The organism is Serratia proteamaculans, assembly GCF_008830365.1.
Classification (GTDB): Bacteria; Pseudomonadota; Gammaproteobacteria; order Enterobacterales; family Enterobacteriaceae; genus Serratia; species Serratia proteamaculans.
In genome coordinates this window covers 867,175-880,990 of record NZ_WBKI01000001.1, presented here as the reverse complement: position 1 = coordinate 880,990, position 13,816 = coordinate 867,175, and the positions used below count along the sequence as shown (strand labels likewise).

The 13,816-nt window shown below is 55.2% G+C and carries 15 protein-coding genes and 1 pseudogene; 9 read left to right on the top strand and 7 right to left on the bottom strand.

Features of this window, described 5'->3' with window-relative positions; translation table 11 throughout:
- Positions 1-5: 5 nt before the first annotated feature.
- The 3 genes from pbpG to F8R23_RS04170 all read right to left on the bottom strand — a co-directional run bounded on the left by pbpG (position 6) and on the right by F8R23_RS04170 (position 3,533).
- Positions 6-839 (bottom strand): D-alanyl-D-alanine endopeptidase, encoded by an 834-nt coding sequence (gene pbpG / locus F8R23_RS04180; RefSeq protein ID WP_129938182.1) that lies wholly within the window; start codon positions 837-839, stop codon positions 6-8.
- A gap of 142 nt (positions 840-981) precedes the next feature.
- Positions 982-1,896, bottom strand: coding sequence for a polyphosphate kinase 2 (ppk2, locus tag F8R23_RS04175; protein ID WP_129938181.1), 915 nt, complete (start codon positions 1,894-1,896; stop codon positions 982-984).
- A gap of 26 nt (positions 1,897-1,922) precedes the next feature.
- A complete protein-coding gene (locus F8R23_RS04170) occupies positions 1,923-3,533 on the bottom strand; it encodes an inorganic phosphate transporter (protein ID WP_129934577.1) in 1,611 nt (536 codons plus the stop codon).
- Positions 3,534-3,737: 204 nt separating this feature from the next.
- Between F8R23_RS04170 and F8R23_RS04165 the strand changes: the two genes are divergently transcribed.
- On the top strand, positions 3,738-4,766 hold the full coding sequence (locus tag F8R23_RS04165) for a transporter (protein WP_129938180.1): 1,029 nt from the start codon (positions 3,738-3,740) through the stop codon (positions 4,764-4,766).
- Here the strand turns inward: F8R23_RS04165 and F8R23_RS04160 are convergent, their stop codons facing one another.
- Complete coding sequence (locus F8R23_RS04160; RefSeq protein ID WP_112349921.1) at positions 4,767-5,300, bottom strand: SRPBCC family protein; 534 nt, start codon at positions 5,298-5,300, stop codon at positions 4,767-4,769. It lies immediately after the preceding gene.
- Between the two features lie 3 nt (positions 5,301-5,303).
- Positions 5,304-5,651: an ArsR/SmtB family transcription factor gene (locus F8R23_RS04155; RefSeq protein ID WP_099062958.1), complete on the bottom strand. Its 348-nt coding sequence runs from the start codon at positions 5,649-5,651 to the stop codon at positions 5,304-5,306.
- Between the two features lie 329 nt (positions 5,652-5,980).
- Between F8R23_RS04155 and F8R23_RS04150 the strand changes: the two genes are divergently transcribed.
- The 5 genes and pseudogenes from F8R23_RS04150 (at position 5,981) to F8R23_RS04130 (ending at position 8,577) form a co-directional block, all read left to right on the top strand.
- Positions 5,981-6,463 carry an Hcp family type VI secretion system effector gene (locus tag F8R23_RS04150; protein ID WP_112349920.1) on the top strand — a complete coding sequence of 161 codons (483 nt, stop codon included), beginning with the start codon at positions 5,981-5,983 and terminating at the stop codon, positions 6,461-6,463.
- A gap of 48 nt (positions 6,464-6,511) precedes the next feature.
- The gene (locus F8R23_RS04145) at positions 6,512-6,994 is read left to right on the top strand and encodes an Hcp family type VI secretion system effector (protein WP_112349919.1); all 483 of its coding nucleotides are present in this window, start codon (positions 6,512-6,514) and stop codon (positions 6,992-6,994) included.
- A gap of 36 nt (positions 6,995-7,030) precedes the next feature.
- Complete coding sequence (locus tag F8R23_RS04140) at positions 7,031-7,900, top strand: hypothetical protein (RefSeq protein ID WP_232811072.1); 870 nt, start codon at positions 7,031-7,033, stop codon at positions 7,898-7,900.
- A gap of 24 nt (positions 7,901-7,924) precedes the next feature.
- A pseudogene (locus tag F8R23_RS04135) lies at positions 7,925-8,128 on the top strand (KUP/HAK/KT family potassium transporter); the annotation flags it as partial.
- 146 nt (positions 8,129-8,274) lie between these two features.
- Positions 8,275-8,577 (top strand): cupin domain-containing protein, encoded by a 303-nt coding sequence (locus tag F8R23_RS04130; protein ID WP_129934578.1) that lies wholly within the window; start codon positions 8,275-8,277, stop codon positions 8,575-8,577.
- On the opposite strand, the gene F8R23_RS04125 is transcribed toward F8R23_RS04130, so the two are convergent.
- Positions 8,578-9,171 (bottom strand): TetR/AcrR family transcriptional regulator, encoded by a 594-nt coding sequence (locus F8R23_RS04125; RefSeq protein WP_112349918.1) that lies wholly within the window; start codon positions 9,169-9,171, stop codon positions 8,578-8,580.
- A gap of 141 nt (positions 9,172-9,312) precedes the next feature.
- On the opposite strand from F8R23_RS04125, the gene F8R23_RS04120 reads away from it, so the two are divergent.
- From F8R23_RS04120 to F8R23_RS04110, 3 genes are read left to right on the top strand one after another with little or no spacing between them, the layout of a single operon-like run.
- The gene (locus tag F8R23_RS04120; RefSeq protein WP_129934579.1) at positions 9,313-10,368 is read left to right on the top strand and encodes a sugar phosphate isomerase/epimerase family protein; all 1,056 of its coding nucleotides are present in this window, start codon (positions 9,313-9,315) and stop codon (positions 10,366-10,368) included.
- Between the two features lie 29 nt (positions 10,369-10,397).
- The gene (locus F8R23_RS04115; protein ID WP_129934580.1) at positions 10,398-11,294 is read left to right on the top strand and encodes an alpha/beta fold hydrolase; all 897 of its coding nucleotides are present in this window, start codon (positions 10,398-10,400) and stop codon (positions 11,292-11,294) included.
- Positions 11,284-12,198 carry an alpha/beta hydrolase gene (locus F8R23_RS04110; RefSeq protein WP_151415306.1) on the top strand — a complete coding sequence of 305 codons (915 nt, stop codon included), beginning with the start codon at positions 11,284-11,286 and terminating at the stop codon, positions 12,196-12,198. The genes F8R23_RS04115 and F8R23_RS04110 overlap by 11 nt, the downstream gene beginning before the upstream one ends.
- A gap of 59 nt (positions 12,199-12,257) precedes the next feature.
- On the opposite strand, the gene F8R23_RS04105 is transcribed toward F8R23_RS04110, so the two are convergent.
- On the bottom strand, positions 12,258-13,691 hold the full coding sequence (locus F8R23_RS04105) for an NAD-dependent succinate-semialdehyde dehydrogenase (protein ID WP_129934582.1): 1,434 nt from the start codon (positions 13,689-13,691) through the stop codon (positions 12,258-12,260).
- Positions 13,692-13,816: the final 125 nt, after the last annotated feature.

Sequence of the window (13,816 nt, the reverse complement as noted above, 5' to 3'; positions counted from 1 at the left end):
TCAGATCAGGACTCCAGCCAAGCCTTCAGGCGAATGGCATCTTTATAGTGGCCGTAGCGCTGCTTCGAGCCGAGCAGGATGATCACCACCGGCTGCCCTTTAATCAGAGTACGCATCACCAGACAGTGTCCGGCTTCGTCGGTGAAACCGGTCTTTTGCAACTGGATTTTCCAGGCGGGATTGTTGATCAGTCCATTGGAACTGCGGTAGACCAATTGACCCCGGCCAGGACGCACGATTTGCTGTTTGTCGGTACTGAAACGGCGAATGGTCTGATAACGGTAGGCGTGATTAACCATTTTCAGCAGGTCATTGGCACTGGCGACATTGCGCGGTGTCAGCCCGGTAGGATCGTAGAAGCGGGCGTGTTTCATGCCAATGGTGCGTGCTTTCTGATTCATTTTCGCCACGAAGGCTTTACGACCACCAGGATAGTTGCGACTCAGCGCCGAAGCGGCGCGATTTTCCGACGACATCAGCGCGATATGCAGCATGTCACGGCGGCTGAGGGTAGAGCCGATCGTCAGGCGCGAGTGGGTTTTCTTCAACAAATCACGGTCGGCGGCGGTGACCATCATTCTGTTGCCCAGCGGACGCTTGCTGTCCAGCGTGACCATGGCAGTCATCAATTTGGTTAGCGAGGCGATAGGCTGCACCCGATTGGCTTGCTTCTGATACAGGGTTTTCCCGGTACGTTGATTGACCACCAATACCGATTTCGAGTACAGCACCAGCGGCGCAGCAGCTTGTGCTGCGGGCAGGATGAACAGCAGAGTGAGAAGCAAAATGGCGCCAAAGCGGCGTGCGGGAAAACGGATGAGGGAATTAAATAAAGACATGGCAGACGTGATTACGATCCTGACAGGTGAATGAATATTGCCAAGAGTCTGCACAGCAAATGTGGAGAAAATAGGGTGGCGTTGTAACGGGATGAGAATCCGGCAGGGGTCAGGGAGGCGCTGTACTGCCTCCCTGGATAAATCAATACACTTCAGGCACCACCATATTGTCGGGTACCGGGTGGCGGTTGTAATCCGGGCTGCGTTTGCGCGGCGGCAGGGTGATCACATTGCCTTCCGCCTCTTCGTATGGCAGTTGCTCAAGCAGGTGGCGAATACAGTTCAAACGCGCCTTTTTCTTGTCGACCCCTTGAACCACCCACCATGGTGCCTCAGGAATGTTAGTGCGCGCTAACATGACCTCTTTGGCCTCGGTGTAGTCTTCCCAACGACGGCGGCTCTCCAAATCCATCGGGCTGAGCTTCCATTGCTTTAACGGATCGTGGATGCGGCTAAGAAAACGCAGTTCCTGCTCATCGTCGGTGATCGAGAACCAGTATTTAACGATTTGAATGCCGCTGCGCGTCAGCATTTTCTCGAACTCAGGCACGCTACGGAAAAACTCTTCATATTCTTCGTCATTGCAAAAGCCCATCACTTTCTCCACCCCGGCGCGGTTGTACCAGCTGCGATCGAACAACACCATTTCACCCGCCGCCGGCAGGTGGGCGATAAAGCGTTGAAAATACCACTGGGTGCGTTCGCGATCGTTCGGTGCCGGCAGCGCGGCCACGCGGCAGGTACGAGGGTTCAGGCGTTGAGTGATACGTTTGATCACGCCACCTTTGCCGGCGGCGTCGCGGCCTTCAAAAATGATCACCAGCCGGTGGCCGGTACGCATCACCCAGTCCTGCAGTTTGACCAGCTCACCCTGTAGCCGCAGCAACTCGCGGAAATACTGTTTGCGCCAGGCTTTCTTCTGGTCGCTGTCCACTTCGCTGTCGTCAAAGCGCAGGTCGTCCAGTTCCATCTCCAGCTCTTCGTCGTAACTGTCGTAGAACTCCTGCAACAGACGCTGATTGAAGCTATCGTCGCGGTCAAATTCATGCATAGCCATAATTAATTCTCCGTGTTAGCCCGGTTTTAGAAATGGTTGAAGATCCAGTACAGTCCGGCGGAAAGCAGCACCGAGGCCGGCAGCGTCAATACCCAGGCCATCAGCAGATTGCGCAGGGTAGACATTTGCAGGCCGGAGCGGTTGGCCGCCATAGTGCCGGCGATACCGGATGACAAAACGTGAGTGGTGGAGACCGGTAATCCGAAGATGTCCGCGGCGCCGATAGTGGTCATCGCCACCAGTTCGGCGCTGGCGCCCTGGGCATAGGTCAGGTGACTTTTGCCGATCTTCTCACCGACGGTGACCACGATGCGCCGCCAACCGACCATGGTGCCCAGCCCGAGAGCAATTGCCACCACCACCTTGACCCAGAACGGGATAAAGCGGGTGGCGCTGTCCAGATCGCTTTTCAGGGCATCCAGATTGCGCTGCGAGTCAGCGGATATTTGCAGCTGTTTTTCCGCCTTCAGGTGTTTAATGACTTCTGATGCCAGATACATATCGTTACGGGTGTTGGAAACTGCCTGCGCGGGGATCTTATCGACCGAACCGTACTGACGGACCTGATCGCCGATGGCACCGGTCAATTGCGCCAGCGCGGGCACCACTTCTGGCGTCAGTTCATTGGTGCGTACATATCCGGTCAGCACCTCACGGGGCTGTGCCTGGCTGGCCACCGGGAACTGGCTTAGCAATTGGTTTTTGGTGACTTCTGCCAATGCCGCTACACGTGGGATTTGTTCTGGCGGCATTGAACGGTTGAGCGCGTAGGCGATGGGCATGGTACCGACCAGGATCAGCATGATCAGGCCCATGCCTTTTTGCCCGTCGTTGGAGCCATGGGCAAAGGAAACTCCGGTACAGGTGAGGATCAGCAAACCGCGGATCCACAGCGGTGGCGGCGAGTCATTCTTGGGGGCGGTATACAGTTGGCGATTTTTGACAAAGACTTTCAGCACCAGTAACAGCAGTGCAGCAAACACAAAGCCGATCACTGGTGAAAGCAGCAGCGCATAACCCACCTTGATCGCCTGGCCCCAGTCGACACCGCTGGTGCCGGTGCGGCCGTGGATCAGGGCATTGGCCACCCCAACGCCGATGATTGAGCCAATCAGAGTATGAGATGACGACGCAGGCAACCCGAGCCACCAGGTGCCGAGGTTCCAGATAATCGCCGAGAACAGCAGGGCGTAGACCATGGCGAAACCGTTGCCGGTGCCGGCCTGTAAGATCAACTCGACGGGCAGCAGCGAAATGATGCCGAATGCGACCACGCCGCTGGAGAGCAATACGCCGAGAAAGTTAAAGAACCCTGACCAGACTACGGCCACCATCGGCGACAATGAATGGGTATAAATAACGGTGGCCACCGCATTGGCGGTATCGTGAAAACCATTAACAAATTCAAAGCCCAGCGCAATCAATAACGCTAACCCCAATAACAGGAACGGCAGGTAACTGGTATATACCGCCCCGGCATCGCTGACGTCGTTAAATAAATTCACTCCGGCAAAAGCTATCCCCAGGACTAATAAAAAAACAAAAAAAAGAACAGTGAGACGACTGTTCTTTTGGTAGATTTTTGGCAGGCTGGACGCGGATGGCACACCCACCTGAACGGCGCTGTTATCGCTCATAAAGGACCTTCCCGATAGACTTCATTAGAATACTGACGCTGCGGTACGCTGTTGTCATCAAAGTATTGGGAAATAATGTGACTTTTTTATGACGCTAATATTAATCATCGGGAAAAGTGAAAATAATTAACGTTGGTATTTAAAGGTTGATATAAAGGCGGAGGCCGATTAATTAATGGGTGTGGTTATTCAGGATAAAGGTTTATGGCTCAAACGGTTGCGGGAAAATTACACAAACTTGATTTTGATGATGAGGTCACCGGGCTGATTTACGGCCACGTATTCCGCACGGCAGAGCCGCCGCAACGGGTGTCTTCGCAGCAGGCATGCCTGGCCTATCAGGGGATGTTGCCGGGTGAGGGCTTTATCTGGCTGCATCTCAACTTGAACCATGCAGCCGCGGAGAAATGGCTGAAAAACCACTTTGCGATTTCCGACTTTTTCTTCGACGAAATCCGCCACGGTTCCCATACCACACGCATTGAGCGTCAGGGAGATGACCTGTTCGCGGTACTCAATGACGTAATTTTTCATCCCAAAGAGAACAACCCGGAGATTGCGACGCTGTGGCTGTATTGTCGCAGCGGGTTGGTGGTCACGGCCCGGCACAAGCCGCTGCGTTTGATTGAACGGCTGCTGGGGCGGCTGGGGCCGTTGCAACTGGCGTCGTCTACCGAGTTGTTGGCGCATTTGCTGGAAGAACAGGAAGAAGTTCTGGAGCAGGTAGTGCGGCAGGCCAACCAGTATGTCGATACCATTGAAGATCGCCTGCTGAGCAGCCATGTGAAGCGTAACCGTACCGAACTGGGACGCATGCGTCGCATGTTGTTGCGCTTTCAACGTCTGCTGGCTCCGGAACCGGCGGCACTGTTTCGCCTGTTGAATCGCCCGCCGACCTGGCTAAGCCGCGACGTAGTTCAGGATCTGCGGCAGTTCACTGAAGAGTTCACCGTAGTATTAAACGACCTTGCCAGTTTGACCGAGCGCATTCGCCTGTTACAGGAGGAGATCGGCGCCAAACAGATGGAGCAGAACAACCGCACGCTATACACCCTGACGGTGATCACCGTCCTGGCGCTGCCGATCAATATCGTTGCCGGCTTCTTCGGGATGAACGTGGGCGGGATCCCACTGGCCAGCAATCACCACGGTTTTATCCTTTTGGTGTTGCTGGTCGGTGGCTTTACGCTGGTGACCGGCTATCTGGCCTTCAGACGCCGGGATGAGGGCTGATTAGAGTCTGGACCGGTACTCTTCCTCCAGCCTGGCGTGGGTACTCCAGAACGGCTGTGGCTGACGATCGTGCAGGCGATCGACCAGGATATCCAGATGGGTGTGCCAGCCACCGGCCACGCTGAGCATTTCATCACGGTTGGCCAGGCGACGGTGGGTGACCGTCAGCAGCACGGCGTTACCCTGTTCGGTCAGTTCGAAGGTCACCTCGGAAGGGCGGTTCTGCCCTTGTTCCGCCCAGGTAAAACTCAGCAGCCGCGGCGGGAACAGGCAGGTGATATGCCCGATATTGCTAACGCTGCAGCCAAGGTTTTTATATTTGGCCGGTGTGGCTTCGTGCTCGCCGGTCAGATCGGAATTGCGAAACACCAGCTCAACCTGGGCACCGTTCTCCAGCTTCATATCGCCAGCGGCCAGCCAGGTGGCGCGTTTGTCGGATTCCGTCAGATAGGCCCAGACCCGTTCGATCGGGCCGGGCAGCAGCCGCTGAATGCGCAGCGTGCCGGTTTCAATAATCATGCCGTAGTCGTTCATAGTTCACTCCTTGGGAGGATGCGGTTCGGGCTGCAGCAGCGCTATTTCCAACGCGTCCAGCCGTTCTGTCCAGAAATGCTCGTAGGTTTTCAGCCATTGCATGGCCTGTGCCATTGGCTCGGGTTCAAGCCGGCAGATATGGTTTCTTCCTTGCACGGTACGCTGCACCAGCCCAGCAAGCTCCAGTGCCTTGATATGCTTGGAAGCGCCGGCAAATGACATTTGCAGCGGCGCAGCCAGTTCACCAATGCTGTGCTCACCACCGGCCAGGGTACGCAGTATCGCGCGCCGCGTCGGGTCGGAAAGTGCACGAAAAATGGCGTCCAGCTGTGAGGAAGATAATTTAACCATATGGTTGAATATAGAACAGGTGGGCTAATATTCAACCAGTTTGTTGAATATTTTTTTTCCAGGCCCCGGCCGCTGCAAGGTCAGCCGTGGGGGGTGCCAGCAGTGCATTGCCTACCTCTGTGGCCGTCGTCGGAAAGTAGTGCTGTCCCGAAAAAGATAAACGAGAGCTTTTTAGCTGGGAAACGTGGAATTCAATTTCGGAATTATCCTAATCAAAGCGACATTACTGTAAATTTATTAACATGAAGCTATGCTAAATTTTTACTCATTGGTGGGACTATCTTATCTATTCCACTCTGCACGATAAATAAATGGGAAATTAGACGACAATGGCCATTGATATTTATTTGAAAGTTGAAGGAACAACGGGCGAGTCCCAGGACAGTAATCACAAAGGATGGACCGATGTACTTTCCTTTAACTGGGGCGCTTCCCAGCCGGGAAATATGTCAGTCGGCGGAGGGGGAGGCAGCGGAAAAGTGAATTATAGCGATCTGCGTATTCAAGCTCTTATCGATAAATCGACTCCCGCCATCCTTAAGTATTGCTCAAGTGGTAAACATGTCACCAAGGTTGAACTTTCAGTTTGCAAGGCCGGTGGCAGCCAGGTGGAATATACCAAAATCGTGCTGGAAGATGTGCTGGTGACACAAACCGATTTTAACGGTGTGGGTCACAGCGATACGATCGTCGTCGATTACTCATTCCAGGCGTCAAAAGTCACCATGAGCTACTGGGAACAGAGCGAAAGCGGCACAAAAGGTGCCGAGAGCAAATCTGGCTGGGATATCAAACAGAATAAAGAGAGCTAAGTGCACTCGGGCCTCTAACAACACGATAATAGTCTGGTGGGAAAAGCTATGGCGATGGATATGTTTTTAAAAGTAGAGGGCATCAATGGTGAATCGCACAATGCGAATCACAAAAATTGGATTGATGTCTTTTCATTTAGCTGGGGTGCGAAGCAGTCCGGTAATATGGCCGTTGGCGGCGGGGGCGGAGCGAGTAAAGTGAGTTTCCGTGATCTGACGGTACAGGCCCTGATAGATAAGGCGACACCGGCATTATTGAAATACTGTTCGGCAGGCAAACATATCGCAAAGGTCCAGTTGTCACTGTGCAAAGCGGGTGGACAGGAAGTGGAATATACCCGTATTACCCTGGAAGACGTGCTGGTGACTCAGACCGATTTCATCGGGGTTGAGCACGGATCCACGCTTGGCATTGAATACTCTTTCCAGGCCGGAAAAGTGTCAATGGAATACTGGGAGCAAGCGGCACAAGGTAACAAGAGTGCCTCGGTGCAGATGGGCTGGGATATTAAGCAGAACAAAGAAAGCTAATCACATTAGGGAGCATATCCTAATGACGGGGGCATTATGGCATTTCCTAAATCGCATGAAATCTTGGCACTGACATCACAACACGAAACAAATAACCGCGTATCAGCCAACTTTTTAACACTTGAAGTTTTGAATGAGGCGCTGATCCTCGTCAGATCGATGTCACCGGAAGAAGTGTATCGACTGTCAAAAACGGAGACCAGCCAGATCGCTTTTACGTTGGGTGAACTCAAGGATGAAAACAATCGCCGGCTGGAGGCCAATAATATTGAGTCAGGGCAACGCCCCGGGGGGCGAATTAATCATTTAGATAACCGAATTAACATTTCGGTTCCGGGTACCTCATGGCAGAGGGGAGCTCGTGTTCAGCATTTTGAAAATATCGCTTCGAGTACCGTGGGTGGGGCCGGACTGGTTCTGATTGCGGGATTATGGGCGGGGGCAGGTTCTGGTGTGGGCAGTATTTTGGGCAGAAATGCCGCTCAGCTCGCCGTATTCACGGGAACTTTTTTTGGCAAACGTTTTGTGACCAATAAAACCATGGTCGTGAATCAGATGGCGGCACATATCAAAAATCTGGCTGATATGTTTAATAGCACCCACAACGCCTTTACCGATTTCAAGTCTGAAAGCTCTGCCAAACGCGCACAGTACGCACAGAGCACCCCCAATCTTCAGGCAGAACATCCCATTATTTTTGAACAAAAAGTGACAGACAATAATGCGATCCCTGTTAACCATAGCGATGCCATTCAGGCGATAGTGCGCCGTTTTGTTAATGGTACCTACCAGCGTGTAGATATCGTCGGCCAGGGCGATATGTTTATGACGGTTTATTTTCAGGATGGGACACTGGACATTTCGCAAACTCAGTATGAATATCTTAGTAATCTGAAGCTTCCATGATTGATTAACCTGGCTGGGGGCACAATGCCCACAGGGAACGAACCGGAAAAGACGCCCCAAATGAGCCTGCCGCTGCTGGCCGGCAGCGCACTGGGGGTGGTGTTTGGCGATATTGGCACCAGCCCGCTGTATACCCTGAAAACCGTGCTGTTTCTCTCCGGTGATGCGCCGTCCCCGTCGGTGATCCTCGGCCTGTTGTCGCTGATTTTCTGGACGCTGGTGATATTGGCCGAGCGACCAGGTGGTGGAAATCAGCCGCCGGGTGCCGGTGTGAGCCGTTTGGCTATAGGTTAAAATCAATGGTTATTTAGCCGTCGGCGAATGAGAAGGTAAATTGCTGTGGCAGCGATGGTGCTGCTTACGGATGAAGCCTTATGTCATTATTCGATCTTACTGCGTTGGCCGCCGATTTACCGCAGGCATGGCGATCCAGCGTGCTTGGGCGCGTCGGCCCAGCCAATATCAAAGTATTACGGATGGATCAGCGTGAGATTGCCGATGAAGTTCATGACTATCACGAAGGATTACTGGTGATCTCCGGGCAACTACGGATTGAAGTGCAGGGCGAAGAGATTAGAGTGAATGCCGGGCAACTGTATCAGGCCGCTGCCGGTGTGCCTCACCGGGTGCTGACAGGTAGCCACGGCACCCTGGTGATATTTGATTTGCCGGAATGATTAACCGCCGCTTTCCAGCGCCAATAGCGCAATCTTGACCGCAGCTTCTAACCGGGCGTGGCTGACGCCATCGCGCGCCTGCACCGACAGACCGTGCAGGAAGGCGGCAAAATAGTCACCGAGGGCATCAGCATCGGTCTGTGGTGGTAATTCGCCTGTGGCTACGGCGGCACGCAGTTGGTCAATAATCCCTTGGGTGCGCAGCAGGCGGTGCTCTGCCAACCAGTCTTTGATGCCGCTGTTTTCATCACTGACGCTGGCGGCGGAAGAGACCACCATGCAGCCTTGCGGCAGGTCCGCGCGGCTGTAGAGCATCACCGCGTCGTTCAACAAACGTTTTATCGCCACGCGAATGCTGCCTTCCTCGCTGAATGCGCGATCGGCAAAGCCGCCCTCATGACTTTCGTAACTGGCCACGGCTTCGCGGAACAGTAACTCTTTCGAGCCAAACGCCTTATAAATACGTGCGGAGGCAATGCCCAGTTCGGCGACCAAATCCGACAGTGAAGTGCCTTCATATCCCTGACGCCAGAATAGGTCACGTGCTTTCAGTAACGCCTGTTCGCGGTCGAATTCGCGCGGTCTGCCTGCCATTCCTCTGCTCCTGTTAACCTGTTGCTCTGTGAAACAGGATCGCTTAAATCCACTGTAATACCAACGAGTTTTTAAAATTCGCTTGCTGAGAGATTCATTTAAGCCTATTGTTTGTCAATCGACAACCAATTGGAGTTTAGGATGAAAACTATGAAAGGTCCAAGCCTGCATCTGGCACAGTTCAGTGACGATGCCGCCCCCTTTAACAGTCTGCCGGCTATCGCCCATTGGGCGGCAAAAACCGGTTTTAAAGCGCTGCAAATCCCGGCGTGGGACCGTCGCCTGTTTGATTTGGCCACCGCCGCAGAAAGCCAAACCTATTGCGACGATCTGGTCGGCATGCTGGCAGATCACGGGCTGGTGGTCAGTGAATTGACGACCCATATTTTTGGCCAGTTGATGGCGGTGCATCCGGCCTATGACGCGTTGTGCGACAGCTTTGCGCCACCGGAACTGCATGGCAACCCGCAGGCTCGTGGCGAGTGGGCGCACCAGCAACTGCTGTTGGCCGCCAAAGCCTCTGCACGGCTGGGGCTGAGTGAGATGGGTACCTTTTCCGGTTCGCTGGCCTGGCCCTATTTGTTCCCATTCCCGCAACGTCCAGCGGGGCTGATCGAAACGGCATTCGATGAACTGGCGAAACGTTGGCTGCCGGTGCTCAATGCCTGCGACGAGCAGGGGGTAAATCTGTGTTATGAAATCCATCCCAGCGAAGATCTGCACGACGGCGTGACCTTCGAAATGTTCCATCAGCGCGTCGGGGGCCACCCACGCTGCCAGATCCTGTTCGACCCGAGTCACTTCGTGTTGCAACAGCTGAACTATCTGGATTACATCGATATTTATAAGGACTTTATCCGCATGTTCCACGTCAAGGACGCCGAGTTCAATCCGACCGGGCGACAGGGCATTTACGGGGGTTATCAGTCGTGGACCGATCGCGCCGGGCGTTTTCGCTCTTTGGGGGACGGTCAGGTGGATTTTAAAGGCATTTTCTCGCGGCTGACCCAGCATGGATACGCCGGTTGGGCGACGCTGGAATGGGAATGCTGCCTGAAACATCCGCAGGATGGCGCACGTGAAGGTGCCGCCTTTATTCGTGACCACATCATCAACGTCACCGACAAGGTGTTTGATGATTTTGCCGGTGCGCCGGTTGACCAACAACAAATCAATGCCTTGCTTGGCCTGCGTTAAGCCAGGCCCTTTCACCACGGAGAACACCAATGACACTGCAAAATAACGGGCCCATGCTGAATGGACCTGAACCCGAACACGTCTATGCACGGGTAAATGGCAACCGTATTCACTGTGTGACGCTTGGCGAGGGGCAGCCGGTATTGCTGATCCCTGGCTGGCCGCAAACCTGGTACACCTGGCGGCATGTGATGCAGGCGCTGGCGGCGGCAGGCTTTAAGGCGATAGCGGTGGATCCGCCGGGCATTGGCGATTCCGACAAGCCTTGCGGCGGTTATGACACCGGCAGCGTGGCCGCTACGCTACACCAGAGCATGCTGCAACTTGGGCATGCGCGTTATCAACTGGTTGGTCATGATATTGGCATGTGGATCGGTTATGCGATGGCGAGCGATTTTCCGCAGGCGGTAACGGGACTGGTACTGACGGAAGCGGTGATCCCGGGATTGGCCCCGGCACCGCCGATTTTTGTGCCGGCGGAGCAAAACATTTTTCTGTGGCACTTCATGTTCAACCAGTTGGCAGACCTGCCGGAGGCGTTGACGTTAGGGCGTGAGAGGGAGTATCTCAGCTATATCTTTAACCGCTGGTCCTACCGGCGCGATAGGGTGGCGGCGGAAACTTACATCGCGGCCTATTCGGCACCGGGCAGCCTGCGGGCCGGATTTGATTACTACCGTGCCATTCCGGAAACCATTCGGCAAAACCAGCGCCGCGCCGAAACTCCGCTCGGTATGCCGGTGATGACCATTGGTGCGGAACATGCAACCGGTGATGCGCCTTTTGTTACCTTACGAGATAACGCCGTTAACCTGCGCGGTGAGACGGTCGCCGACTGCGGTCATTTCATTACCGAAGAGTGCCATGAGGCATTTATCGCCCTGGTGGTGCCTTTCTTGCTGGGGAGCCAGGCTGATGCCGCTTGATCCACAGATTGCCCGTTTTCTGGCGGAAACGGCGGGGGCCACAGCACCGACATCCCTGGCGGAGATGCGCGCCGCCGCCGAGACCGGGCTGTTGGCATTGCAGGGCGAGGGTGAAGCCAGCGGCGGTGTCAGGGATGGGACGGTGATCGCCAATGACGGGCACAAGATCGCCATTCGCGCCTATGCGCCCCTGGGGGCGCCAGCGGAAGAACCGATGCCTGCGATGCTATACGCCCACGGCGGCGGTTGGTGCCTGGGGTCACTGGCGTTGTATGACCGACCTTGTCAGGCGCTGGCTAATGCTAGCGGGCGGCTGATCCTGTCTGTTGATTATCGATTGGCACCGGAGCACCCTTATCCACGGCCGTTGGAGGATGTGTATCAGGCGCTGTGCGAGGTGGTTGAACGGGCCGATGAGTGGGGGATCGATGCCTCGCGGATCGCGGTGGGGGGTGACAGCGCCGGGGGCAATCTGGCGGCAGCCGTTGCGCTGTTGGCCCGTGACCGGGGTGGCCCATCGATTGAGCATCAGCTTTTGCTGTATCCGGCGTTAAGCCGTGCGATGGATACGGTCAGTTATCGGCAATATGAACAGGGTTTCTTTTTGACGCGCGAGGTAATGAAATTTTGCTGGCACCACTATTTGGCTGAAGAAGCTCAGGGGCTCGACCCTTACGCAGAACCGCTGCATGCCGCGACGTTACGGCGATTACCTCCGGCGACCATTCTGAGCTGCGAGTACGATCCATTACGAGATGAGGCTGAGCATTATGCACAGCGGCTGCGGGAGGATGGGGTAGCGGTACGTTGTGAGCGGTTACCGGGCATGGTGCATGCCTGCATTCATATGCTGGGTTTAACCCCGGCAGCGCGAGTGTTATTCGATAAGGTTGGTTCGAAGTAAAGCCCGGGCTGTTATCTGGGTGAAAGTCCCCCTCTCCCAAGGGAGAGGGGGACAGTTAATTATCGACCGGCGACGGTAACAAAGCGGGTCTCCAGATAGGATTCGATGGCTTCGCTGCCGCCTTCGGTACCGTGACCGGAGTCTTTCACGCCGCCAAACGGCGTTTCCGGTAGGCCGAAACCGATATGGTTGATGCTCAGCATGCCGCTTTCCACATCACGCCCCAATGCCGTTACCGTAGCGATGCTGCGGCTGTAGGCATAGGCCGCCAGACCGTAAGGCAGGCGATTGGCCTCGGCGATGGCTTCCTCGTAGGTCACGAACGGACGCAGCAGGGCGACCGGGCCAAAGGGTTCTTCCGACATTGCCCGGGCGCTCAGTGGCACGTCGCGCAATACCGTCGGCTCAAAGAAATTACCGGGGCCAGCTACGCGCTTGCCGCCGGTAGTGGCTTTGGCACCCTCGGCAATAGCATCTTTCACAAAGGCCTCAATGGCGTCTACGCTGCGTTGTAGCACCATGGGTCCCATGGTCACGCCTTCCTGCAAACCGTTACCCATTTTGATTTCACGCACCGCGGCGGTGAATTTCTCGACAAAGGCTTCATAAACGCCTTGCTGGATCAGGAAACGGGTCGGAGCAATGCACACCTGCCCGGCGTTACGGAACTTGGCCAATGCCAGTTCTTTGGCGGCCGCATCGAGGTCGGCATCGTCAAAAATCAATACCGGCGCGTGGCCGCCCAGCTCCATGGTGGCTTTTTTCATATGCTGACCGGCCAGTGCCGCCAGATGCTTGCCGACGCGGGTTGAGCCGGTGAACGAGATCTTACGAATGGTCGGATGCGGGATCAGGTATTCTGAAATTTCCGCCGGGGTACCGTACACCAGCGCGATCACGCCGGCGGGAACGCCTGCGTCGGCAAAGGCTCTGATCAGCTCCGCCGGTGAGGCCGGGGTTTCTTCCGGCCCTTTGATAATGATTGAGCAACCCGCGGCCAGCGCGGCGGACAGCTTGCGCACGATCTGGTTAATCGGGAAGTTCCACGGAGTAAAGGCCGCGACTGGCCCTACCGGCAACTTCAGGGTTTGCTGCTGGACGTCCTGGCTGCGGGAAGGGATGATCTGGCCGTAGGTACGGCTGGCTTCACCGGCAAACCAGTCAATCACGTCCGCCGAGTTAAGAATTTCGACCTTGGCCTGCGCCACCGGTTTGCCCTGTTCCTGGCTCATGATCGCGGCGATTTTCTCTGCCCGTTCACGAAACAGTGCAGCAGCCTTACGCATCAGGTTTGCCCGCTGGTAAGCGGAGGTTTCACGCCAGACTTTAAAACCGCGTTCGGTCGCAGCCAGCGCCAGATCGAGATCGGCCGTGGTGGCATGTGCCACGCTGCCAATCACCTCATCGGTAGCGGGGTTGGTGACCGGCGTGGTTTTGCCGGCAACTGCGTTGCGCCATTGTCCGTCGATATAGAGTTGAGTATCTGGATACATTGTTGCCTCTTACTTTCAGGGGGGTTAAAGACGGTTTCCCACTCTGTGGCGGGATAATCAACAGGTCGGCGCTAACTTGCAGGCACCAGACGCTGGATAAAATACCCTACGCGCAATGAGCAGCA

Bases quoted from the DNA above. Each gene is read 5' to 3' on its own strand.
- pbpG (WP_129938182.1), bottom strand. From the start codon at position 839: ATGTCTTTATTTAATTCCCTCATCCGTTTTCCCGCACGCCGCTTTGGC.
- ppk2 (WP_129938181.1), bottom strand. From the start codon at position 1,896: ATGGCTATGCATGAATTTGACCGCGACGATAGCTTCAATCAGCGTCTG.
- F8R23_RS04170 (WP_129934577.1), bottom strand. From the start codon at position 3,533: ATGAGCGATAACAGCGCCGTTCAGGTGGGTGTGCCATCCGCGTCCAGC.
- F8R23_RS04165 (WP_129938180.1), top strand. From the start codon at position 3,738: ATGGCTCAAACGGTTGCGGGAAAATTACACAAACTTGATTTTGATGAT.
- F8R23_RS04160 (WP_112349921.1), bottom strand. From the start codon at position 5,300: ATGAACGACTACGGCATGATTATTGAAACCGGCACGCTGCGCATTCAG.
- F8R23_RS04155 (WP_099062958.1), bottom strand. From the start codon at position 5,651: ATGGTTAAATTATCTTCCTCACAGCTGGACGCCATTTTTCGTGCACTT.
- F8R23_RS04150 (WP_112349920.1), top strand. From the start codon at position 5,981: ATGGCCATTGATATTTATTTGAAAGTTGAAGGAACAACGGGCGAGTCC.
- F8R23_RS04145 (WP_112349919.1), top strand. From the start codon at position 6,512: ATGGCGATGGATATGTTTTTAAAAGTAGAGGGCATCAATGGTGAATCG.
- F8R23_RS04140 (WP_232811072.1), top strand. From the start codon at position 7,031: ATGGCATTTCCTAAATCGCATGAAATCTTGGCACTGACATCACAACAC.
- F8R23_RS04130 (WP_129934578.1), top strand. From the start codon at position 8,275: ATGTCATTATTCGATCTTACTGCGTTGGCCGCCGATTTACCGCAGGCA.
- F8R23_RS04125 (WP_112349918.1), bottom strand. From the start codon at position 9,171: ATGGCAGGCAGACCGCGCGAATTCGACCGCGAACAGGCGTTACTGAAA.
- F8R23_RS04120 (WP_129934579.1), top strand. From the start codon at position 9,313: ATGAAAACTATGAAAGGTCCAAGCCTGCATCTGGCACAGTTCAGTGAC.
- F8R23_RS04115 (WP_129934580.1), top strand. From the start codon at position 10,398: ATGACACTGCAAAATAACGGGCCCATGCTGAATGGACCTGAACCCGAA.
- F8R23_RS04110 (WP_151415306.1), top strand. From the start codon at position 11,284: ATGCCGCTTGATCCACAGATTGCCCGTTTTCTGGCGGAAACGGCGGGG.
- F8R23_RS04105 (WP_129934582.1), bottom strand. From the start codon at position 13,691: ATGTATCCAGATACTCAACTCTATATCGACGGACAATGGCGCAACGCA.